We start from the raw sequence: 25,052 nt of genomic DNA on the forward strand, positions 1-25,052 counted from the left end.
CCTGAGATAAAGTTTAAAGCGGACGGTTGCATTAGGCAGCATAGTTCGCTTTTTTATATTTAGAAAGGGGAAAGTCATGAGTTTTACGCATCTTCATGTCCATACACAGTATTCACTGCTTGACGGTTCCTGCAAGATTGGTGAGATTGTGAACAGGGCAAAGGAGCTTGGTATGAAAAATCTTGCCATAACAGATCACGGAAATATGTATGGTGTTATAGATTTTTACAGGGCAGCAAAGGCGGCAGATATAAATCCGGTCATAGGCTGTGAGGTTTATGTTGCACCGGGGTCAAGATTTGAGAAGAAAAATGACAAAGGCGAGGGCAGATATAATCATCTTGTTCTGCTCGCAGAGAATGATAAAGGTTATGCCAATCTTATGAAGATTGTTTCAAGAGGATTTACCGAGGGTTTTTATTATAAGCCAAGAGTGGATTATGAAGTGCTTGAACGGTTTCATGAGGGAATTATCGCTTTGAGTGCCTGTCTTGCAGGTATCGTTGCAACAAATTTAAGACAGGGATTTTATGATGAGGCAAAAAAAGAAGCACTCAGGTTAAGGGACATATTTGGAGAGGACAATTTCTTTTTGGAACTTCAGGATCATGGAATACCGGATCAGGCGACCGTAAACCAGGGATTGCTCAGGATGAGTCAGGAGACAGGTATAGAACTTGTTGCGACAAATGATGTGCACTACATAATGGCTGATGATGCGAAAGCACATGATATACTTCTCTGCATACAGACACAGAAAAAGGTTACCGATGAGGACAGGATGAGATATGACGGTGGTCAGTATTATCTCAAGTCTGAGGACGAGATGAAACAGCTTTTTCCGTATGCACTTGAAGCATTGGAAAATACGGAAAAGATTGCAAATAGATGTCATGTCGAGATAGAATTTGGCAATTACAAACTGCCGCAGTACGATGTACCTGACGGCTATACGGCATGGGAATATCTAAATAAACTCTGTAATGAGGGACTTGTAAGAAGATATGGAAATCCTGACAAAGAACTTAAAGAGAGACTTGAATATGAGCTTGAGACAATCCACACAATGGGATTTGTCGATTATTTCCTTATCGTGTGGGATTTTATCAAATATGCGAGGGACCACGGCATAAGCGTAGGACCGGGACGAGGTTCGGCAGCGGGAAGTGTCGTATCCTACACACTTGGTATTACAAATATAGACCCGCTTAGGTATGACCTTCTCTTTGAGCGTTTCCTAAATCCGGAGCGAGTTACAATGCCCGATATAGATATAGATTTTTGTTATGAAAGACGGCCTGAAGTCATAAAATATGTAATGGAAAAATACGGAAAAGACCGTGTTGTTCAGATAGTTACATTTGGAACTATGGCGGCGAGAAATGCCATAAGGGATGTGGGTAGAGTATTAGACCTGCCGCTTAATTTTGTCGATACTGTGGCAAAGGCAATTCCTATGGAACTTGGTATTACGATAGAAAAGGGACTTAAGGAAAATCCTGAATTAAAAGCACTTTATGACAGTGATGAGCAGGCAAAAAATCTTATAGATATGTCTATGAGACTTGAGGGACTGCCACGCCACACATCAATGCACGCGGCGGGAGTTCTTATAAGTCCTGAGGCGGTAGATGAGTTTGTACCGTTGTCGAGGGCATCCGACGGAACAATAACAACGCAGTACACCATGACGACCTTAGAGGAACTTGGCCTTTTGAAGATGGACTTTCTCGGTCTTAGGACACTCACCGTTATCCAGAATGCGGCACACATGGCAGGACTTGCCGATGACACTATGATGGATATAAATTACGATGACAAAAAAGTGTTTGAGATGATAGGAACAGGAAAAACAGAGGGTGTGTTCCAGCTTGAAAGTCCGGGTATGAGGCAGTTTATGAAAGAACTTAAACCTCAGAACATGGAGGATGTTATAGCAGGTATCTCACTTTACCGTCCCGGACCGATGGACTTTATACCAAAATATATTGCCGGAAAGACAAACCGTGACAGCATAGTTTACGATTGTCCACAGCTTGAACCGATACTTGCACCGACATACGGCTGTATCGTGTATCAGGAGCAGGTAATGCAGATAGTAAGAAATCTTGCAGGCTACAGTTTCGGGCGAAGCGATCTCGTGCGCCGTGCGATGGCAAAAAAGAAAACAAAAGTCATGGAGGCAGAGCGTAAAAACTTTGTGTATGGCAACGGGGAAGAGGGTGTAAAAGGCTGCATCGCAAACGGAATAGATGAAAAAACGGCAAACAAGATATATGATGAGATGATAGATTTTGCCAAATATGCTTTCAACAAATCACACGCAGCGGCATATGCAGTCGTGTCATATCAGACCGCATATTTAAAATGCTATTATCCCGTTGAATTTATGGCGGCACTTCTCACATCAGTAAAAGACAATACCGCAAAAGTAATCTCATATATAATGAGCAGTAAAAGTCTTGGTATAGACATACTGCCGCCCGATGTAAACGAGGGATTCAGCAGATTTCATGTGGCAAACGGGGCAATACGCTTTGGAATGTCAGCCATAAAAGGTGTAGGAGAGCCGGTTATCGAAGCAATCGTGGCGGAAAGAGAGCGTGGCGGGAAATTTGAGTCAATGCATGATTTTATGATGCGCCTCACCTCAAAAGAGATAAACAGGCACACGATAGAAAACTTTATAAAAGCAGGGGCACTTGATTCTATGCCCGGAAACCGCCGTCAGAAAATGATGGTTTATGATTCTATGTTAGATGCCGTAAACAGGGAAAAGAAAGATGCCATTGCAGGGCAGATGTCACTTTTTGATATGGGTGATGATGACCTTGACAAAGCAAATGAGATAAAGTATCCCGAAATTGATGAGTATGCAAAAGAAGAACTTTTGGGATTTGAAAAAGAAGTTCTGGGTATATATATAAGTGGGCATCCTTTAAATGATTATACGGAGCTTATGGAAAAAAACTGCACAAATACATCTCTTGACTTTATGGTGTCTGAGGATGATGAAGAGTCATCTGCAAAAGTCGAGGACGGACAGAATGTTATTGTCGGCGGTATGATAGCAGATAAAAATGTAAAAGTTACAAAATCCTCAAACAAACTTATGGCATATATACAGCTTGAAGATCTTTATGGAACTATAGAGATAACAATATTTCCGAGGGATTACGAGAGACTTAAGCCGCTTCTTACTGATGATGCGAAGATATTTGTCAGGGGCAGGGTTCAAACATCGGAGAACAGAGCAGCAAAACTTATCTGCCGTGATATAATACCTTTTGACAGAATACCGTGCGAATTGTGGATACGGTTTGAAAATATGGAGGAGTTTGTTGATAAAGAACAGGAATTATATAAAAACCTCCTGCCATATGATGGAAAAGATTTAGTATGTCTATATGTTGCAAAAGAAAAACAGGTTAAAAGACTTCCAAAAAGCAGAGGTGTTGATGCGAGAAAACTTGTAAAAGATGACAATTTTAAGTTTATGCCGAAAGAGGCACTCGCAATTCGTGAAAAGAGTATTGAAAAATAATTGGATTTGCCGTAAAATTATGTTGGATAAATGAGAATAAGTAATAGTAAAATTTATGTAAGGACGATTACGGTTACTGTACGCACTTTGTGTGTCAGACAACACTTATTGTACTATACTTATTGTTTCGGAAAATTTATACTAACGTTTTTATTTGACGATACTTAAGGAGGACATTATGAGTAATGCTGTTAAGACTATTGGTGTACTGACAAGTGGTGGTGATGCACCAGGAATGAATGCTGCGATAAGGGCAGTTGTCCGCACCGGAATTTCAAACGGATTAAAAGTAAAAGGAATCAGGAGAGGATATGCAGGTCTTTTAGAGGAAGATATCATAGACATGAACAATCTTTCTGTATCTGACATTATCCAGACAGGTGGTACTATTCTTTATACTGCAAGGTGTCTTGAATTTAAAAAGAAAGAATATCAGAAAAAGGCAGCGGATATCTGCCGCAAGCATGGTATTGACGGTATAGTTGTTATCGGTGGTGACGGTTCGTTCAACGGAGCGAGCAGACTCTCAGAGCAGGGTATAAACACTATCGGAGTTCCGGGAACCATTGACCTTGATATTGCCTGTACCGAGTACACTATCGGATTTGATACGGCGATAAACACAGCTATGGAAGCCATCGACAAATTAAGGGATACATCCGAGTCACATGAACGATGCAGTGTTGTAGAGGTTATGGGACGCACGGCAGGTCATATAGCACTTTGGACAGGTATAGCAAGCGGTGCAGAATATATACTTACTACAGAGAAATATCATGGTGATATTCAGAGGATTATTACAAAGATACAGGATAGAAGAAAACTCGGTAAGAAAAACCATATTATTGTAAATGCAGAGGGAGTAGGAAACTCAGCAGAGATGGCAAAGATAATCGAGGTTGCCACAGGTGTAGAAACAAGAGCTACAATACTTGGTCACATTCAGCGTGGCGGTAATCCTACATGTAAGGACAGAGTATTTGCATCAGCTATGGGTACAATGGCAGTTGAGCTTTTATGTGAAGGTAAGAGCAACAGAGTTGTAGGATACAAAGAAGGAGAGTTTGTAGACTTTGATATCCAGGAAGCACTTTCAATGTCAAAAGACCTTGATCCATACTTGTTCCATATTACACATAAACTTACAACAAGATAGAAAAAGGTAATTACGAGACTGATTACATGTTGTGTTAATTGCACGATATAATTACGGATAATCATAGTTTCGTAAACATTTAAGGAGGTTTTATATGAAGAAATTTTTAAAATTTGTTGCGGGAGTGGCGGCAGTTGCAGGTGCAGCCTGCGGAGTTGTTTATTGCCTTAAGAAATTCTGCGGAATCGATCTTTTAAACAGAGATGAAGATTTCGATGAGTTTGACGAGGAATTTGATGAAGATTTCGACGATGACTATGACGATGCTTCAGATGATGACGAAGAATCAGATGAAGAAAACGAGACATCAGATGATGACGAATCAGGTGACAGAGAATATGTGACACTTGATATGGAAGGTGAAGAAGCTTCGGAGAAAGAAGATTCAGAAGAAGAAAAAGCAGAGGACTAAGTTGTTCACTGATTAAAATTAAAAATCTGTGTGGTTTTATGTAACAGTTCAGCCCAAAAAAGATAAGTCAATAATACATGAGCTTGCTCAATGTATTATTGACTTGTTTTTTGGGGCGGAATAGCCTTTCATTTATGAAATGAAGTAAACTTAAGCTGCAAAGCAGCGACTGACAGCTCGCTGGCAGGTTTATGAATGTAAGAAATGAAAGGCTGAACTGTTATGTTTTATATCGGGCTGCACAGATTTTTTTTGCATTTTTTAAGATTTTCTGTTATAATATGCAAATGTTTGTTCGTGTCAGTTTGCTGCTGATATTTATTTTGTTCTGATATATACAGTTTTGTTATGTGAAAATTAAGAACAACAGACAGACGGCAGATAGTGATTTATTAATAGGGAGTTGCGAGACTCTTATAACAAACAGTCTTGTAATTACCTGTGATTTAATCTACTCTCGGAAGATACCGGGAGTAGATATTTATTAAAATGGAGGGCGTAATGAGCGACTATACAGGAAAAGAGATAGTGATACTTGAAGGACTTGAAGCAGTCAGAAAAAGACCGGGTATGTATATAGGTTCTACCGGTTCGAGGGGGCTTCACCATCTTATATGGGAAATATTAGACAACAGTATAGACGAACATCTTGCGGGATTTTGTAATGAGATACATATAACGATGAAAAAAGACGGAGGAATCAGCATAGAAGATAACGGCAGAGGAGTTCCGGTAGATATACATCCGACAAAAAAAGTATCGACGGTGCGTGTGGTATATACGATACTTCATGCGGGCGGCAAATTTGGAAACTCAGCCTACAAGGTGTCAGGTGGGCTTCACGGTGTTGGCTCGTCAGTAGTAAATGCCCTTTCAACACATATGATAGTTGAGGTGAAAAGAGGCGGACTTGTTTACAGAGATGAATATAAAGACGGCGGCCATCCTGTTACGGAACTTAAGAATGGTGCCTTAGAGCCGATCGGTAAATGTGCAAAATCAGCGACGGGAACAAAAGTAACATTTTATCCTGATGCTGAGATTTTTGAGACTATACATTTTAAGGCGGAAGTCATAAAGAAAAAACTTAAAGAGATAGCATATCTTAACAAAAATCTCAAACTTGTATTTAAAAATGAAAATGACGGCGAGGAGAAAATATATCTCGAAGAACATGGCATAAAAAGCTTTGTTTCATATATAAACAGGGATGCTCATGTGCTCCATAAAGAGCCGATTTATTTTGAGGGGACAAGCGGGGATATAGAGGTCGAAGTGGCTCTTCAATATACTACAAACTTTTCTGAGCAGATAAATCCATATTGCAACAGGATAAATGTAGTAGACGGCGGTACGCTTGTGACAGGATTTAAGATGGCACTTACAAGAGTTATGAACCAGTATGCGAGGGAGCTTGGAGTGCTCAAGGATAAAGATGAAAATTTCGATGGAAAAGACATAAGAAACGGACTTGTGGCAATCATTTCAATAAAGCATCCTGACCCGCAGTTTGAGGGGCAGACAAAGACAAAACTTGGAAATACTGACGCAAAAACGGCGGTGGACGAGGTCGTGACGACAGAGATACAGCGTTATCTCGATAAAAACATAAATGTACTTCAGGCGATACTCGACAACTCCGTAAAAAGTTACAATGCGAGAAAAGCGAGCGACAAGGCAAGAAATACCGTATTAAAGCAGTTAAACGATGTGGACACAAAGAGTAAACTTGCTGCGTGTACTTCCAAAAATCCGGAGGAATGTGAGGTTTACATAGTCGAGGGAGATTCAGCCGGCGGTACGGTGAAAACGGCGAGAAATAGAAAAACACAGGCGGTTCTTCCGCTCAGAGGAAAAATATTAAATGTAGAAAAAGCATCACTTGAAAAAATATTGTTAAATAATGAGATAAAATCAATGATAGCAGCATTCGGTTGTGGTATAGGTGATGAATTTGATATAAATAAACTCAGATATGACAAGATAATAATACTCACTGATGCCGATGTTGACGGAGCACATATAAGCACATTGCTGCTCACATTTTTCTACCGTTTTATGCCTGAACTTATCTATTCAGGAAAAATATACAGAGGTCTTCCACCACTTTACAAGGTTGATTATGAGGCACTTGACAAAAAGACAAAGAAGAAAAATTCTGAATATGTATTTAATGACTTTGAACTTGAAAAGTTTAGAAAAAATAAAAATAATAAGATAGTAAGCATACAGCGTTACAAAGGACTTGGTGAGATGGACGCGTCACAGCTCTGGGAAACGACACTTGATCCTGAGAGCAGACTGCTCGCACAGATAACGATAAGTGACAGCGTGGATGCGGACGATGCGACGACGACGCTTATGAGCAGTAATGTGCCGCCGAGACGGCAGTTTATAATGGAAGAAGCACAGTATGCAAATCTGGATATATAGGTATTTGCAAAATTATATGCAGATTGTGCGATGATAACAAATAATAACGCCGGCACGCTTTCGCTATGATGTCGCTCGCAGCAGTACATAACTCAGCATAAAACGCTGACTAAGTACTGGCGGCGACAAAATGCCGGCTAACATTATTTGTTATATCTGCACAATTTATTTACAAATTCTGATAGTTTTGCAAAGGTATATAAATTTAAAAGGACGGAGAATAAAATGAAAACAAAGGAACAACCAATTATTCAGCTTGATTTCTCTGAGGAGATGAGAAATTCATATAGAGATTATGCGATGAGTGTTATCATAGCGAGAGCACTTCCTGATGTCAGGGACGGTTTGAAACCTGTTCAGAGAAGGATTCTTTATGCTATGGATGAGCTAGGCCTTGCACCTGACAAGCCCCACAGAAAGAGTGCACGTATTGTCGGTGATACGATGGGTAAGTATCATCCTCACGGTGACAGCTCCATCTATGATGCACTTGTGCATATGACGGAGGAGTATTCGCTTTCACTGCCGCTTGTTGACGGACACGGAAATTTCGGTTCGATAGACGGTGACGGTGCGGCAGCTATGCGATACACTGAGGCAAGACTGTCAAAGACTGCGATGACGATGCTTGAAAATCTCGATAAAGGTCTTGTGCCGTTTGGACCAAACTTTGATGAGAGTGAAAAAGAGCCTCTCGTTCTTCCGGCAACCCTGCCAAATCTCCTCATAAACGGAACAACGGGAATTGCAGTCGGAATGGCAACCAATATGCCGCCGCACAATCCGGGCGAAGTTATAGACGGAGTTATCGCATATATGGATAATCCGGAGATTTCAACAAAAGGACTTATGAAATACATAAAAGGACCTGATTTTCCGACAGGTGCGGCGATAACAAACACGGATGATTTGTTTGATATATATGACACGGGCGAGGGAAAGATAAAACTTCGTGCAAAAGCCGAGATAGAAAACGGTACAAATGGAAGAAAAAATATAGTTGTAACCGAGATACCGTACACCGTCGCAGGAAACAAGACAAAACTTCTTGAAAATCTTGTGTCACTTTCAAAAGATAAGGTGTTTGATGAGATATACGATGTGCGTGACGAGTCATCAAAAGAGGGAATAAGGATAGTAGTAGAAGTTAAAAAAGACAGAAATGCAGAAAACCTCTTAAACGGACTTTACCAGAAAACAGCACTTGAAGACACATACGGCGTAAATATGCTTGCCGTAAAAGATAAGCAGCCTATAACATTTACATTAAAAGGACTTGTACAGGAATTTGTGGAATTTCAGGAAGAACTTTACACAAAAGAGTACGAGCATCTTTTAGAAAAAGCAAAAGCAAGACTTGAGATAGTGGCAGGTCTTATAAAAGCAACAGATGTGATAGACCTTATCATAGAGATACTTCGTGGAAGCAATTCCGTAAAACAGGCGAAAAACTGTCTTATAAACGGAGTTACGACCGATATAAAATTCAAGTCTCAGAAATCAGAAAAGGCAGCAGCAAAACTTGATTTTACAAAAAATCAGGCAGATGCGATACTTGCGATGCCTTTAAGTAAACTTATCGGACTTGAACTTTTAAAGCTTCATCAGGAAAACGATCAGCTTCTTTCAAATATAGAAGAATACAACAACATACTTGGAAATATAGCTGAATTGCACAAAGTAATAAAGAAAAGGCTTAAAAATTATAAAAAGCAGTTTGGCAGAGGAAGACGCACAATACTCACAAATATGGACGCAGGAAAATATGTTGAGGAAGTAAAAGAAGAAGACCTCTATGTACTTATCGACAGATTTGGTTATTGCAAATCGGTGGACGAGTCAAGTTATTCGAGAATATCGGCTGAATCATTAAACGAATATACGCACAAGCTACAGATAAGAAACACTGACAAACTCTGTGTATTCACGAAAAACGGATTTATGCACCAGATAAAAATGTCAGCGGTACCAAAAGGAAGAAACAGGGATAAGGGTGTGCTTATCCAGTCTTTATGCAAACTTGGAAATGATGAAGTGCTTATATATATAGCATTTGAAGACCTGTTTAACTCACAGCTTTTATTTGCTACAAAAAACGGACTTGTAAAACTTGTATCTGGAATAGAGTTTGAAACGATACGCTCAACTATAAATGCAACAAAGCTCGATGATGGAGACGAACTTATAGCAGTCAGACCGCTAAGTGATGAAGAATCCATCTCAGAAGACAGCAGTGTAGTCATAATAACCCACAAAGAAGCATCGCTGAGATTTCCGCTCTCACAGGTAAATGAACTGAAGAAAGCCAGCAAGGGAGTAAAGGGAATAACGATGGCAGCAGATGATTATGCGTGGTATGCGGAGGTTATCTCAAAAGAAACTGAGACGATTGAGCATGACGGAAAGAAATTTTCGGCAAAGAAGATAAAAGTACGAAAAAGGAATGACAAGGCATTGAGGTCGAAGATAAGGGAATAAAATTTCTCCGGTTAGGGTATTGAAACCTAAATTGATTTTTGATACCATAAGAAGTGGTATATTTACTAACAAAGCAAAAGACCGGCTTTAAGAAAGGACGACACAACATGAAAAAGACACCATTTGTAACAAAAGAACAGATTGAAGAAATAGCAAAAACATACCCTACACCTTTTCACATCTACGATGAAAAGGGCATCAGAGAAAATGCACGCAGACTTAAAAAGGCATTCTCATGGAACAAAGGTTATCGTGAGTATTTTGCGGTAAAGGCAACTCCAAACCCATTTATCTTAAAACTTCTCCAGGAAGAGGGATGCGGTGTTGATTGTTCATCACTCACGGAGCTTATGATGTCAGAGGCTTGCGGCTTTAAGAATGACGATATAATGTTTTCATCAAATGTTACACCGGCAGCTGAGTACAAAAAAGCAAAAGAACTCGGTGCATATATAAACCTTGATGATATTACACATATAGATTTTCTTGACGAAGTTGCAGGAATCCCTGAGACTATCTGCTGTCGTTACAATCCAGGCGGAGTGTTTAAGATGGGAACAGACATAATGGACAACCCTGGAGATGCCAAGTATGGCATGACAAAAGAGCAGATGATAGAAGCTTTCAAGAGACTTAAATCAATGGGAGCAAAATATTTCGGAATACATTCATTCCTTGCCAGCAACACAGTAAGCAATGATTACTATCCTACACTTGCAGGAATCCTCTTTGAACTCGCTGTAGAGCTTAAAGAAAAGACAGGAGTTGAGATTAAGTTCATCAACCTCTCAGGTGGTGTTGGAATCCCTTATACAGAGGATAAAGAGCCAAACGATATAGCAATTATCGGTGAGGGTGTACACAAGAAATTTGATGAGATAATGGTACCGGCAGGCATGGGAGATGTGGCAATATTTACAGAGCTTGGGCGTTTCATGCTCGCACCATATGGCGGACTCGTAACAAAAGCAATTCATGAAAAACATATATACAAAGAGTATATTGGAGTTGATGCCTGTGCGGTAAACCTTATGCGTCCTGCAATGTACGGTGCATATCACCACATCACGGTACTCGGCAAAGAAAATGAGCCATGCGACCACAAATACGATGTAACAGGTTCACTCTGTGAAAACAATGATAAATTTGCCATTGACCGTATGCTTCCAAAGATTGACATGGGAGATTATCTCTTTATACATGATGCAGGAGCACACGGATTTGCGATGGGCTACAACTACAACGGTAAATTAAAATCAGCAGAACTTCTCCTTAAAGAGGACGGAAGTGTTCAGATGATAAGACGTGCTGAGACACCAAAGGATTACTTTGCGACATTTGATTTCTGCGACATACTCAAAGATGTTAAATATTAAAAAATAAGAAAATGTTATGCGATACAATATGCGGACTTAAGTATTGACAATTATTAAACTGTTGCGGATTTGTTCAAATTGCATAAAAAGAAAAAAAGACACCGGTAAAATTTGGCGGTGTCTTTTTGAATTATATCTGAATACAGGTAAAGTTTTTTTTACTTAAGGTCGATAAATAGTATGAAAATGAAATTTACGCATATTATCTGTGTTGAAAATACAGATAATATGTTGTGGAATCTTAAAATCACAAGTTTTGATTAGGTGGTGATAATATGAGGATAGATGCATTAAATCAGGTAAGTCAGTTATACCAGACGAGCAAACCTAAAAAAGTATTAAAGAACAAAGAAAACGATACATCAGACAAATTTGAAATATCGCAGTCAGCAAAGGATTACCAGACAGCAAAGGCAGCAGTAAAAACTTCTTCCGATATCAGGGAGGACAAAGTTGCTGAACTTAAAGAAGCTGTTACGAGTGGTGTTTACAATGTATCAGCGGCAGAAATTGCAGACAAGATGATAGGTAAATACTTCGATTCGATTTTTTAGAGTAAGCCGTTGGCAATGGATGCCCCGGTATGAAAAAAGAGGAAAAAGATTTGGCTAGTTTAATGGATGAACTCCTTGAGGTTTTATCAGAGGAGAGAGATATTTATGAAGAGCTTGCACCAATATCGGAGAAAAAAACGCAGGTGCTTATAAAAGAGGATTTAAAAGAGCTCAAAAAGATTACTGACAAAGAACAGTTACTTGTTGACAAAGTAAGTATTGTTGACAGGAAAAGGGAAAAAGTCATTCAGAATATAAGCGTTGTTTTAAATAAGGATTCAAAGGAATTGGATCTTGCCACACTTGGCAATATATTATGTAAGCAGCCGGATGAGCGTAAAAAGCTCAATATGCTTCATGACTCGCTGAGACAGGTTATGAACAGGCTGGTGATTGCCAATCAGAAAAATAAAGAACTTATAGAAAATTCCCTAGAAATGATAGAGTTCAATATGAACTATATTAAAAGCACAAGGATGTCGCCGGGAAATAACAATTATAATCGCAATGCCGCTACAAGCTACACAGATTCAAGCAGAGGCGGATTTGATGCAAAACAGTAGTTCTTACGGAGTATATTTTTAAAGATGCATGGTTTTAAAAACTATGCATTAGGAGTGTACAGCGTATAGCTATAAGCATCTGATAAGATTATGATTATACGGTGTACATTCTTTTTTTAATTTAAACTATAAAAGGTGCTCTCAAAATTCTTCGTTCAGAAGATACCGGGAGTGGATTAAAGAGTATGGAGGAAAAAGATGAGCTTATTCGCAAGTTTACAAAACGGGGTTTCCGGATTAAATGCTGCATCATCGGGTCTTAACACGACAGCACACAATCTTGCCAATACAAAGACAGCAGGATATACGAGGCAGCAGACAATCCAGAAGGATATGTATTATCAGACTTTCAAAGTATCAAATAATGGTGCTATGAAGATAGGAATGGGAACATATGTCGCAGATGTGCGTCAGATAAGAGATATGTTTCTTGATAAAGAGTACAGATTGCAGGTCAGCAGACAGACATTCTATGAAAAACAGGTTGAATGTGAGCAGGAAGTAGAGGACATCTTCGGTGAAAATGAGGGTGTAGAGTTTAGAAACTCTATGGAAAGTATGTGGGAAGCTATTCAGAACCTGTCAACAAAACCTGAAAGTGTAGTAAACAGACAGCTTTTTATAGCACAGTGCGAATCATTTATAGAAACAGCAAAAAATGCTTATACAGCCATTACAAAGTATCAAAGCGGATTGAATACGGAAGTGGCGAAACAGGTAAAAGAAGTAAATGATATAGCAGACAAGATAGCAGCATTAAATAAGACGATAGCTGAAAAGGAGGCATCCGGTGTTGAAAATGCCAATGATTACCGTGATCAGCGAAATCTTCTCATGGATGAACTTGCAAAATATACATACTATACCTACAACGAAGATATAGATGGCAAAGTTCAGATATATATAAACAATGCACCACTGGTTATAGAGACAAAGGCATTTCATATGAAAACGGAAAGTGCCACACAGACAGGTCTTTATAATGTTGTATGGGAAAGTAATGGTTTCGGAGATGTCTACAAGCAGGATGAAGCGTATTCGACAGCTAAAAAGACAGATACAGGTACACTTTACGGAATACTTACGGCAAGAGGAAATAAAAATGCAGTTTACAGTGATGTTCCACAGCAGCCCAATCCAAATGATAAAAAGTATCTGAATGCGGATGGTTCGTTCAATCAGACATTATATGATACAGATTATGGCAAATATAAAGACAAGGTTGAGCTTTACAACAACACTATAGGAAATTCAATACTTACACAGGCAGAAGCACAGTTTGACCTTCTTATAAATGGAGTTGTAACAATGTTAAATGATGTGTTCTGCCCAAATCTAAAGGATAAAAATGATGATGACAGGATTACGATAAAAAGTGCAGTTGAGGGTACAACAAAAGATGCAAACGGCAATGATATAACATTTAAGCTCGATACATCCAAAAAATATAAGCTGCTTGATGTCACGAACAGTCCGGTAGGAGCAGATGATGATGAAACTATCGGAACAGAGCTGTTTGTCAGAACAGGTATGTCAAGATATACAAAGATAACTCTTGACCATCAGGTTTATTCCGACAGCTGTGTAGATTCAGACGGAAATCCGCTGGGACTTGCAAAAGACAATGGCGATGGAACATATACATTATATGTTTACAATGAAGAAAATGTATCAATAGAACAAGACAAGACAGACGGCAAATATACATATAATTATCATGATGATAAAGACGGTTACACTGACAAGACAACAATGTACACTATCACAAATCTTCAGATAAATCCTGACATACTTGCTGATTATTCGCTTTTGCCGGTAAAGGAAAATTCAACAGGAGGAGATTCAGGTGCATATGCACAGGATATATATCAGAAAATTCTCACGGCATGGAAGTCAGATTTTGCAGTGCTTGACCCCAATACCAAAACTTCATATACATTTGATGAATATTACAATGAAATGATAGGAAACTTTGGTACAAGAGGAAGTGTATGGCAGACGATAGTAGATAATCAGGAAAAAGAAGTACAACAGGATGAGGAAAAGCGTCAGCAGATAGCCGGTGTATCAACGGACGAAGAACTTGCAAGCCTTTTGACATACCAGCACGCATACAACGCAGCGTCGAGATATATAAATGTAGTAAATCAGATGCTTGAACATCTGCTTGAAAGACTCGGATAAAACATATAAATGTACTGTCAGTATCTTCTAAGAACGAATCCATCTCAGGATTTTTCCTTTAGAAGTTGCCGGGAGTACATATAAATTCAGGGGAGGAAAATATATGGCATCAACATTTTTTGGATTAAACATAGCTGTATCCGGAATGAACACATACAATGCCGTGTTAAATACAACAGCACACAACATATCCAATACTAAGACAAAAGGATATTCAAAGCAGGTGGTAAACCAGCAGGCAAAAAATGCATTGTCGCTCAGAACATCATTTGGAATGCAGGGTACCGGTGTTGAGGTTACTGAGATAGCAAATACAAGAGATTCTTATTATGACTATAAGTACAGAAAAAGTACAACAACATTTGGATATTATGATGCGGCAAAATATTATATGAGCAGCATAGAAGATTATTTATATGTAAAGGATGACAAGAGTGGGGGACTTTCAACATCGCTTGATTCATTCTTTAAATCACTTATAAATATGACGACTGATTCCACGGATACAACAAAGAGGGCAGAGGCAGCAGGTTATGCCGATTCACTTGGAGAGTATGCAAGGAAAATGTCAATGAATCTTCAGACACTTCAGAATGACATAAATACTGAGATAAGTTCTACGGTTAAGCAGATAAACGCATATGCAGAGCAGTTAGCTTCACTTACAAAGCAGATAAATTCGCTTGAAGTGTACGGAGGACAGGCAAACGATCTGCGCGACCAGAGAGCGAGGATACTTGATGAACTTTCGGCACTTGCCGATGTAGAAGTCACGGAAAAAGTTCCTGAGACAGGAAGCGGACTTCATCAGTACATAGTAGCACTCGGAGGTAATATCCTTGTAGACACATATTCATATAAAACAATATCTGTTGAAACATCTGCGACAAAAGACAATCAGTGTGATATTCAGGGACTCTACGGACTTAAATGGAGTGACGGTCAGACATTTAATATAAGAAGTACGATACTTGGAGGAAAACTTCAGGCATTATTTGAGATAAGAGATGGAAACAATGGTGAAAACTTTAATGCAAAGCTTACTGACAATGGCAACGGAACTTGCGTAGGCAAGGATGCAAAAGGAAAATCGACCATCACATTATCAGCAGAGTCGATAACGGGAGCTAACAACTGCGATCTTGCAAAACTCAGCATACCGGAGTCCAATGCCTGCCTTACGATAGGAGGCATAGATTATAAATATGATTCATTTGAAGTATCAGTGGCATTGGATGGAACATACACATACACATTTACATTGTCAGAAAATCTTGATGCAACATCAACTACTAACATAGAAAAAGCTTATAAAAAAGGTGATTCGGCATCAATAGGCGATTCGGTAGATTTCAGAGGAATACCTTATTATATGTCACAGCTCAATGAGTTTATAAGAACATTTTCGGCGAATGTAAATCAGCTTCAAAATGCAGGATATGATATGAACAATGACCATGGTGTAGATTTGTTTGTAGGACTTGACAGCAAGACAAACAAGCAGATGGATATGATTGAACTTATCAGAAACACAAAAGATGGTTATTACTATCTCAATGGAAGCAAAGTATTTTCGTTCTCAGGAAATATAGATGACTCTGCAGACCCGACGAAAATAACAGCAGGGGCAGATAAAAATGATGCAACACTTATAGATTACCTTAAAAATAATGAATATACGATAAAAAAGGATTCAGAAGAAGTTGTAAGCAAAAACGGCATAAAAGGAAAAATATACACACTTGTCAATAAAGACGGTGATGATACAGAGACAATATTTATACCGGATGATGCAAAAAACATATTCTCATTCAGCTCGTCTTCAACAGAGGATGCAAACGGAGATGTTCATTCATCATATTATGGAATTACGGCGGCACGCTTTCAGGCAAACAAGAATGTTGTAAAAGACGGAAGACTTATGGCAGCAGCTAAATATCCGCAGGAAAAAACCGGTTTATCAGAATCAGGAAACCTTGACAGACTTGTTGCATTGCAAAACGATCAGAATATATTTAAGCAGGGAACACCGACGGCATTCCTTCAGATAATGACTGCAACGATAGGTGTAGATTCTAGTAAAGTTGTCGCAGCAGCAACGAACTCAGAAAATATACAGAAATCCATTGAAAACAGAAGACTTTCTGTGATGGGTGTAGACGAAGATGAAGAAGCACAAAACCTTGTTATCACGCAGAACCTGTTAAATGCACAGTACAGGGTTATTTCAGTTATGAATGAGGTGCTCGACAAGCTGATAAATCAGACTGGAGTATAAAACACCAAACCTGACGGTTTGGTGTCAAATCGAGAAATGTTTAAAAGTATAAATTTAGCAGTTCAGTGTAAAAATGTCAGCCGATATTATAGGTGATAAAACAAGGGGGAATAACATGAGAGTTACAAATTCTATGATTTCAAATAGTGCTTCGGCACATATTACAAATGCGAAGAATAGTCTTTTAAAATATTCAGATCAGTACACAACACAGAAAAAGATACAGAGACCTTCTGATGATCCGACAGTTGCCGTTCGTTCTCTGAAACTTCGTACAACATATTCACAGCTTACACAGTATGCTGAGAAGAATGTTCAGGATTCCATGAGCTGGATGGACACAACAGAGACTGCGCTGGAAAATATATCAAAGAAGTTTGACAGTATGAAATCATATTTCAACCAGGGTGCAAATGATTATCTCAAGGCAGATGACAGAAAATCAGTATTGAAAACTTTACAGCAGTATGTAAAGTCAATCTTTGAGGATGAAGCAAACACGGACTATTCAGGAAGATATGTATTTACCGGGTACCGTACTGACACATCACTTTTATTTGAGGAAAATACTGACAAGCTTTCATATCAGATAAAAGAAGATTTTTCATATGCTTCATTTGACAGCATCACGGTAGTAACAGGTGGTGCAAATTACAGTGATACAGTAACGGACGGTCAGACATATACAGATGCGACAGCAAAGACAAATAATGTATATCAGTTAAGACTTTCTTACGATAATTGCTCAAAAGATGCATTTAATCAAACAGGTTCAAACGGTACAGGCATAGCAATTTCATTTACATATAAAGATGCGGCGGGAAAGACACAGACAGAGGTTTATGCAGCAGCAGGATATAAAGGAACACCGGCAGCATCCGGAAATATTATAACTCGTGCATCAACAGATACAAACGCATATGATGTAGGCGATGATGAGATGGTTTATCTCTACGATACAGGAGAGGTGCTCGTAGGCAAGACAAAATATGCGGATATACAGACAAAGCAGGCTGATTTCAGTGTAACATATGTAAAAAATGATTTTGAAAAAGGTGACATCAGACCGGAAATGTATTTTGAATGTACAGCATATGATTCAGTCAACAATAAGACAACAAAATATGCAGATCCAAGTAATCAGGAAATCCAGTATGAGATAAACTATAGTCAGAACATAACAGTAAATACGCAGGCAAAGGATGCGATAAGCACGGATATTTACAGAATGGTAGACTATATAGCCAAGACGGTAAAATATGTCGATGAAGTAGAAACAAAACTTGATGAAGTGGAAAAGATGATATCAAACACTACAGACAAAGACAAACTTGCAACATTAGAAAGTCTTAAGACATCACTCGAAACAGAAAAAGACCTCCGTGGAAAAGTAATGACGGAAGCTTTTGGTATGGGTCTTACGATGGTAGATGAAGCAGGTCAGAAAGTAAGTGTTGCAACATCTGAACTCGGTGCAAAATACAATAGAGCACAGCTCACATACAATAAGCTTCTCGATGAACAGACAGATGCAGAAGATAAGCTTTCAGAAAATGAAGATGTAAGTCTTACGGATGTGTATATAAATCTTACACAGGCGGACAATCTTTATCAGGCATCACTCTCAGCAACGGCTAAGATACTTGGAAATTCACTTCTTAATTATATTTAGAATTTTAGGATGATATGTAAATGGCAATGTTAATTATATTTAAAATTTTATGATGCCATATAGATATACCTGATGATTATATTTAAAAATTCAGAATAATCTGGATTGAAAATAAATAATAAATAAACGAAAATTATTTTATTAGAACAGATGGAAAGGATGCCGGAGGTGATGAATAGAGGTTCATTACTTCCGGTATTCTAAATAGGTATTCTAAATATGTGCTTTTGGCATCTTCTCAAAACGAGTCATTTCGGCTGGATTTCCGATATACTGTTTCCATTTTCTCGTCGTACACACCGTGTACGCATACATACTTTGTATGTATTGCGAAAATGTTATTGTACATCAAAAATCCATCTCGAAATTCTTCGTTCGGGAGATTCCGAGAGCACATTAAATTCAGAACGGAGGTTTGTATGAAAATAGATACAAAATATTTCGGTGAGATAGAAATAGATAATGATAAGATAATTCACTTTGAAAATGGAATTATGGGATTTGAGGAATATAAGGACTTCACTCTTTTATACGACAGTGAAGCAGAGAAAAAGCCGTTTTTCTCATGGCTTCAGTGTGTGACGGAAAAGTCGCTCGCTTTTCCGGTTGTAAATCCGCTAAATGTCATAAAAGACTATAATCCTGTAGTTGAAGATGCACTTCTTGAACCACTGGGTGAACTTAAAGATGAAGATATAGTTCTTCTTGTGTTTGCCACTATACCAAAGAATGTAAAAGATGCATCAGTAAACATGAAAGCACCGGTCATAGTAAATGCAGCAAATGGAAAAGCTATCCAGGTAATACTTGAAAAAGGTGGCTATAAGATAAAGCATAAGATTATAGAAGATATTAGTAAAGAATAGGAATGGAGGGTAGTATGTTAGCATTAGCAAGAAAAATAAACCAGTCGATAATGATAGGCAGCGACATAGAGATAACATTGCTTGAAATAAAAGGCGACCAGGTGAAGATAGGAATAAATGCACCAAAATCCGTACCTATATATAGGAAAGAAATTTATATGCAGATACAGGATGAAAATAAAAAAGCATCAGAGGGTGAAATAGATGTAGAAGTATTAAATAAGTTATTTTCCGGCAAAGCCTAAAATAAGGCGTGGAATTGCCGATATAAAGGATAAAGAAGTTTATGACATTTTTGATTTGGGTTTAATAAGCAGAGCAAAAAACTCATATTTGCTGTAAGTTTTTTTGCATTTATGGCAAATCAGATTAGATCAGATTGAAAAGACAAAAAGAAACAAAAAATGTTACAGTATATGTCAATGGTATCGGTACAAAAAAATTAGTAATCAGTAATTATATTAAAGATTTAATTTTTATTGTACGGGGATAATCATAAAAATTCGGGAATGTAATATAAATGGATTTTTTGCAATTTCGGATAAGCAGCACACAAACATGAAAATCACACGGAGGTGACAATATTATGGAAATAGAATCAATAAAGTCAGTAGGAGCAGCAAACTCAGGAGCAGCATCATCTTATGTACCGCCTGTATCAGATACTTCAGGAAATTCTGTTAAAGTTGTCAATGATACACAGAAAGCAGCAGCGACACCAAGTGAAAGCAATAGCGATTCAAACAATCAGAGCGAAGTGCAAAATCAGGCAAATGAAAATCGAAAGGTAGCTAAGAGTACAATAGACAGCACTATATCTGAGACTAACTCAAAGATAAAAATGTCTAATACTCAGTTGAAATATCATATAGATGAAGAAACTCAGCGTATATCTATCAAGATCATTGACAAGGATACAGACAAAGTTATCCGTGAAGTTCCACCTGAGGAAACACTTGAAGCAATCAAAAAGATATGGGAGATTGCAGGTATCATAGTAGATGAAAAGAGATAACAGGTACATTATCAGGTAATTGTTTGGTGTACCTGCTTAGAATAGGAGGGTTATTATGCCAATAAGAATGACAGGACTTACATCAGGACTTGATACAGAGTCTATAGTAAATCAGCTAATGTCAGCACAGCGTACAAAACAGACAAAAGTTGAAAATAAAAAGCAGAAGCTTGAGTGGAAGCAGGAGATTTGGAAAGGTCTTAATACCAAAATCTATGGATTTTATAAAGACTCGCTTTCAAAGATGAAATATAGCTCAAATTATTCAACAAAAAAAGCGTCAGTGAGTGACTCTACAAAGCTTACGGCAACGGCATCAACAAAAGCGGCAGCAGGGTCATATAAGGTCGCAATAAATAAAATAGCATCTGCACAGTATGTGACAAGTGGAAAACTGGATTATAAAGATACAGATGGAAAAACAGCCAAAACAGCAACATCATCTACAAAGTTAAGTGAACTTGGAATGTCATCAGGTACTGTACTTAAATTAGAAGTGGGAGACAAATCATCAGCTTTAGAAGTAAATGACAGCACAACTATAAAAGATTTTGTAGATTTTTGCAGCAACGCAGGATTAAATGCTACATTTGATGAGAAACAGCAGAGATTTTTCCTTAGTTCAAAAGACAGTGGAGAAGAAAATTCATTTAAGTTGTCTGCAAATGGTTATTCAAGTGATGGACAGACGATTGTAAATAATCTTAACGATGCTGTAGGTTTAACAAATCTTACATCAGATCAGAAAAAGACATATAATTCTATTGTGTATGGAGCGATAGCATCAAATAAAGAAATATCAAGTGATGATATAACTACATTGCAGACATTAGCAAAAAGTTCAGCAGATGCGGAAGCAAACAGTAAGGCAACAGCTTTTTACAGATCGAAGCTCGAAAAGAATTATACATTGTCCGATGAAGATGCAAAGGCAATAGAAGATAAGTATAATGCTAATGGTACACTTACAGATGAGGATAAAGCAACTGCCATTCAAAAAGAAAAAGATGAAAAGAAAAAAGCAGACATTGATAAACAGATGGCAACAGATGAGAGCAAAGCCGCAATAACAACGCTTGTAGAAAGTGGAATCACAGCTCAGAATGTGTCAGATGCTGGCTTAGATGATGCATCACAGTACACATTTGAGTCAAAAACAGAAAGAGATAATGTTGCAAAAGAGGCAGTAAACAATGCGGTGACAGCATACAATAAGGTTGCATCTAAGGGAATCACATCAACAAATAGCGCATTAGCAGCTTTAGGACTTCAAAATGTTGATGGCTCGGCTGTATCTGAATCATCAAATTCTCTTGGAATGGTTGTAACCGAAGCATCCGATACAGAGATCGTTTACAATGGAGCAACACTTAAAAGCAATAATACAAGCATTGAAGTAGCAGGAGTAACACTCGATCTTCTTGGAACGACAGCAGCAGGTGAAACAGTCAATGTAACCGTGAGCAATGATACATCAGCCGTTTATGATACTATCAAAGAGTTCATTACAGAATACAACAGTATTCTTAAGACAATGAATACATATTATGGTGCAGCATCAGCAAGCAGTTATGAGGTACTTACTGATGACCAGAAAAAAGCTATGTCTGACGACGAAGTAGATAAGTGGAATACAAAGATTAAAGATTCACTTCTCCGCAGAGATAGTACCCTTAATAGCCTTATTTCGACATTGAAGACAGATATGATGGGGACAGTGACTGCATCAAACGGTAAGACATATTCGCTTGCTAACCTTGGTATTACGACTTCTTCAAAGAATTATAATGAGGGCGGACTTCTTCATATAAAAGGCGATGAGGATGATGATGAGTTTGCAGATTCAACAAATACACTTATGCAGATGCTTGAGGAAGATCCGGATACAGTAAAAGAAGTATTATCAGGGCTTGCATCAAATCTTTATGACAGCTTAAATAAAAAGATGGGAACGACGACATTAAGTAGTGCACTTACATTTTATAATGATAAGGAAATGGCTTCACAGCTTTCTGACTATAAAAAAGAAATTTCAGATTGGGAGTCCAAACTTAGTGATATGGAAGAAAAATATTATTCACAGTTTAGTGCAATGGAAACTGCACTTGCAAAGATACAAAGCCAGCAGAATACATTGTCAAGTTATCTGGGAAGCTAAAAATTTTAGTGACTGTATTTAATGCATATATTATATAAAACAATTTTATAGTAATTTGTTGTGAAACTTATATTAGATTATAGCGACGGATATTTTTTATTCGTCGCTATAGTTAGAATTGTAAACATAATAAAAATATGATATTATAAATTAAATAATAAGTGAAAATATTATAAAAGAAATGGAGAAGAAAAATGACACCAAATAAGAGAAATGCAGCACAGGCATATAAGCTTAATGCAATAAAGACAGCGTCGCCGGCAAAACTAACAAGTATGCTTTATGATGCGGCAGTGAGATTTACGGATACGAGTATAGAACTTATGGAAAATGATCCAAACAATTTTGAAGAGATAAATAAAAATCTAAAAAAAGCACAGGATTGCATAATGGAACTTAGAATGGGACTTGACTTTAAATATCCGGTAGCAGGTGAGTTTGAAAAGGTATATGATTATATTTACAGACGACTTGTAGAAGGAAATATGACGAAAGATGTAGAGATTATTAAAGATACACTTACACATATACATACTATGCGTGATACATGGAAAGAAGTGGTTCGTCTTAATAATGAAGGTAAAGCGTAGTATAAGTGATTTTATTATACATTTTGTATGATTATTTTGTGCCACAGATGTTTAAGATTATGATTTATCACAGAGCTTAATCTGAAATGTGGCTTATAGATTTTTAAATCTAAAACATTTGCGGAATGGTGACTAATATGGAAAATAAAAGAGTGTATATAACGATACTGTCTGACTCATTAGAAAAGAAGCTTGATGTACTGAAAAAGCTTCTTTTAGTGACAAAAGAGCAGAATATGATATTAAGCGAGAAAGACATTGACAAATTTGATGTATATGGTTTCGATACAGCAGTAGAAAAAAAAGAGAAGCTTATCGGGCAGATGCAGGAGCTTGACAAAGGCTTTGACACTGTTTATGCAAAAGTGGGCAGGTTCCTTTCAGAAAACAAAGAAGAATATAAATCGGAAATTCTTAAGATGCAGAATCTTATAAGAAGTATCACAGATATAGGAGTACAGCTTGAAAGTCTTGAACAGCAGAACAAGACAAAGTTCAATACATTTATAAGAAATAAACGGCATGCAATAAATGATTTCAAACAGTCAAACAGAGTAGCAACATCATATTATCAGAATATGTCAAATCAGCATAGAGAATGGCAGTCGCATTTTCTTGACCAGAAGAAATGATTTTTTGGGGAAAAACTAAAAAAATTTCAAAAAGTACTAAAGTCATGTATCAATCAACCGATATATATATTGAGTAAGTTAATACTTATAGGTTTATCAGAATTTTAGTTCCGGTAAACATAGGCTTTTAACTATATGTGTACGGACAGATAGAAAAAGCAAACTATTAATTATTATCTCAATGGCATGGAAGCCATTGCAAATTCAAGGAGGAAAACATTATGATAGTACAGCATAATATGACAGCGTTAAATGCTAACAGACAGTTAGGTATCACAAACACAAACCTTGCAAGAAGCACAGAGAAGCTTTCTTCAGGTTATAGAATCAACCGTGCATCAGATGATGCAGCAGGACTTTCTATTTCAGAAAAAATGCGTGGACAGATCAGAGGTCTTAAGCAGGCATCTACAAACGCTCAGGATGGACAGTCACTTATCCAGACAGCAGAAGGTGCTATGAACGAGATTCACTCAGTTCTTCAGAGAATGAGAGAACTTACAGTTCAGGCAAAGAACGATACATATTTATCAGAAGATCGTGCAAAGATTCAGACAGAGATGAAACAGCTTCAGTCAGAAATCACAAGAATTGCTACTCAGACACAGTTCAACAAGATGAACCTTCTTAACGGATCATTCCAGAGCAAACAGCTTCAGGTTGGTGCAAATGATGGACAGGTTATCTCATTCAGCATCAATACAATGTCAGCTAAGGCTCTTGGCGTTTCAGGAATTGCATCTGCTATTAGAAAAGCTAAGGGAGCAGATATCGGTACTCAGCTCACAACAATTGATGATGCTATCACGAAGGTATCAACAGCAAGATCTGATCTTGGTGCTATTTCAAACAGACTTGATCATACAATCGCAAATGCTGATAACATGGCTGAGAATCTCCAGTCTTCAGAGAGCAAGATCCGTGATGTAAACATCGCATCAGAGATGGTATCTTACTCAAGCATGAGTATTCTTCAGCAGGCTGGTCAGTCAATGCTTTCTCATGCAAACCAGGCTACACAGGGTGTTCTTTCATTACTCCAGTAATTAAAGGATGTTTTGTTAAGCATACTTATATGCGTAAGAGAGCAGACAGGGTGTTGTGTTTTCATATTATGATTATAACAGTTACTCTGAAAGGA

Annotated in this window: 18 protein-coding genes; all 18 read left to right on the forward strand. The window is 37.8% G+C overall.

The annotated features are described in order from the left end of the window. Nucleotides 1-76 precede the first annotated feature (76 nt). The 18 genes from DW721_RS06145 to DW721_RS06230 all read left to right on the forward strand — a co-directional run bounded on the left by DW721_RS06145 (nt 77) and on the right by DW721_RS06230 (nt 24,957). Entirely contained in the window at nt 77-3,544 is a 3,468-nt protein-coding gene (locus DW721_RS06145; protein ID WP_118745179.1) for a DNA polymerase III subunit alpha, read from the forward strand. 178 nt (nt 3,545-3,722) lie between these two features. Then, nucleotides 3,723-4,700: a 6-phosphofructokinase gene (pfkA, locus tag DW721_RS06150; protein WP_022015189.1), complete on the forward strand. Its 978-nt coding sequence runs from the start codon at nt 3,723-3,725 to the stop codon at nt 4,698-4,700. Between the two features lie 94 nt (nt 4,701-4,794). After that, entirely contained in the window at nt 4,795-5,112 is a 318-nt protein-coding gene (locus tag DW721_RS06155) for a hypothetical protein (protein WP_118745180.1), read from the forward strand. Nucleotides 5,113-5,613: 501 nt separating this feature from the next. Beyond that, a complete protein-coding gene (locus DW721_RS06160; protein ID WP_118745181.1) occupies nt 5,614-7,545 on the forward strand; it encodes a DNA gyrase subunit B in 1,932 nt (643 codons plus the stop codon). 225 nt (nt 7,546-7,770) lie between these two features. Beyond that, complete coding sequence (locus DW721_RS06165) at nt 7,771-10,023, forward strand: DNA topoisomerase (ATP-hydrolyzing) (protein WP_118745182.1); 2,253 nt, start codon at nt 7,771-7,773, stop codon at nt 10,021-10,023. A 107-nt stretch (nt 10,024-10,130) separates the two neighbouring features. Beyond that, the gene (locus DW721_RS06170; protein WP_118499411.1) at nt 10,131-11,399 is read left to right on the forward strand and encodes a diaminopimelate decarboxylase; all 1,269 of its coding nucleotides are present in this window, start codon (nt 10,131-10,133) and stop codon (nt 11,397-11,399) included. Between the two features lie 275 nt (nt 11,400-11,674). Further along, complete coding sequence (flgM, locus tag DW721_RS06175; RefSeq protein ID WP_022015194.1) at nt 11,675-11,953, forward strand: flagellar biosynthesis anti-sigma factor FlgM; 279 nt, start codon at nt 11,675-11,677, stop codon at nt 11,951-11,953. A 50-nt stretch (nt 11,954-12,003) separates the two neighbouring features. Next, entirely contained in the window at nt 12,004-12,516 is a 513-nt protein-coding gene (locus DW721_RS06180; protein WP_172794185.1) for a flagellar protein FlgN, read from the forward strand. A gap of 198 nt (nt 12,517-12,714) precedes the next feature. Then, a complete protein-coding gene (gene flgK / locus DW721_RS06185; RefSeq protein ID WP_118745183.1) occupies nt 12,715-14,700 on the forward strand; it encodes a flagellar hook-associated protein FlgK in 1,986 nt (661 codons plus the stop codon). A 103-nt stretch (nt 14,701-14,803) separates the two neighbouring features. Next, a complete protein-coding gene (flgK, locus tag DW721_RS06190; protein WP_055945837.1) occupies nt 14,804-16,978 on the forward strand; it encodes a flagellar hook-associated protein FlgK in 2,175 nt (724 codons plus the stop codon). 115 nt (nt 16,979-17,093) lie between these two features. Continuing rightward, entirely contained in the window at nt 17,094-18,650 is a 1,557-nt protein-coding gene (locus tag DW721_RS06195; RefSeq protein ID WP_022015198.1) for a flagellin, read from the forward strand. Nucleotides 18,651-19,069: 419 nt separating this feature from the next. Continuing rightward, complete coding sequence (locus tag DW721_RS06200; RefSeq protein WP_055945840.1) at nt 19,070-19,516, forward strand: flagellar assembly protein FliW; 447 nt, start codon at nt 19,070-19,072, stop codon at nt 19,514-19,516. Nucleotides 19,517-19,530: 14 nt separating this feature from the next. Beyond that, the gene (csrA, locus tag DW721_RS06205) at nt 19,531-19,761 is read left to right on the forward strand and encodes a carbon storage regulator CsrA (RefSeq protein ID WP_022015200.1); all 231 of its coding nucleotides are present in this window, start codon (nt 19,531-19,533) and stop codon (nt 19,759-19,761) included. A gap of 341 nt (nt 19,762-20,102) precedes the next feature. Continuing rightward, nucleotides 20,103-20,531 (forward strand): flagellar protein FlaG, encoded by a 429-nt coding sequence (locus DW721_RS06210; protein ID WP_055945843.1) that lies wholly within the window; start codon nt 20,103-20,105, stop codon nt 20,529-20,531. A 55-nt stretch (nt 20,532-20,586) separates the two neighbouring features. Continuing rightward, nucleotides 20,587-22,689 (forward strand): flagellar filament capping protein FliD, encoded by a 2,103-nt coding sequence (fliD, locus tag DW721_RS06215; protein WP_055945846.1) that lies wholly within the window; start codon nt 20,587-20,589, stop codon nt 22,687-22,689. A 194-nt stretch (nt 22,690-22,883) separates the two neighbouring features. Further along, nucleotides 22,884-23,279 (forward strand): flagellar export chaperone FliS, encoded by a 396-nt coding sequence (gene fliS, locus DW721_RS06220; protein ID WP_022015203.1) that lies wholly within the window; start codon nt 22,884-22,886, stop codon nt 23,277-23,279. Between the two features lie 137 nt (nt 23,280-23,416). Continuing rightward, a complete protein-coding gene (gene flgN, locus DW721_RS06225) occupies nt 23,417-23,911 on the forward strand; it encodes a flagellar export chaperone FlgN (RefSeq protein ID WP_022015204.1) in 495 nt (164 codons plus the stop codon). Between the two features lie 221 nt (nt 23,912-24,132). Next, nucleotides 24,133-24,957, forward strand: coding sequence for a flagellin (locus DW721_RS06230; protein ID WP_022015205.1), 825 nt, complete (start codon nt 24,133-24,135; stop codon nt 24,955-24,957). The last annotated feature ends 95 nt before the right edge of the window (nt 24,958-25,052 follow it).

The sequence above is a fragment of the Clostridium sp. AM27-31LB genome, assembly GCF_003480745.1.
Lineage (GTDB): Bacteria > Bacillota > Clostridia > Lachnospirales > Lachnospiraceae > Butyribacter > Butyribacter intestini.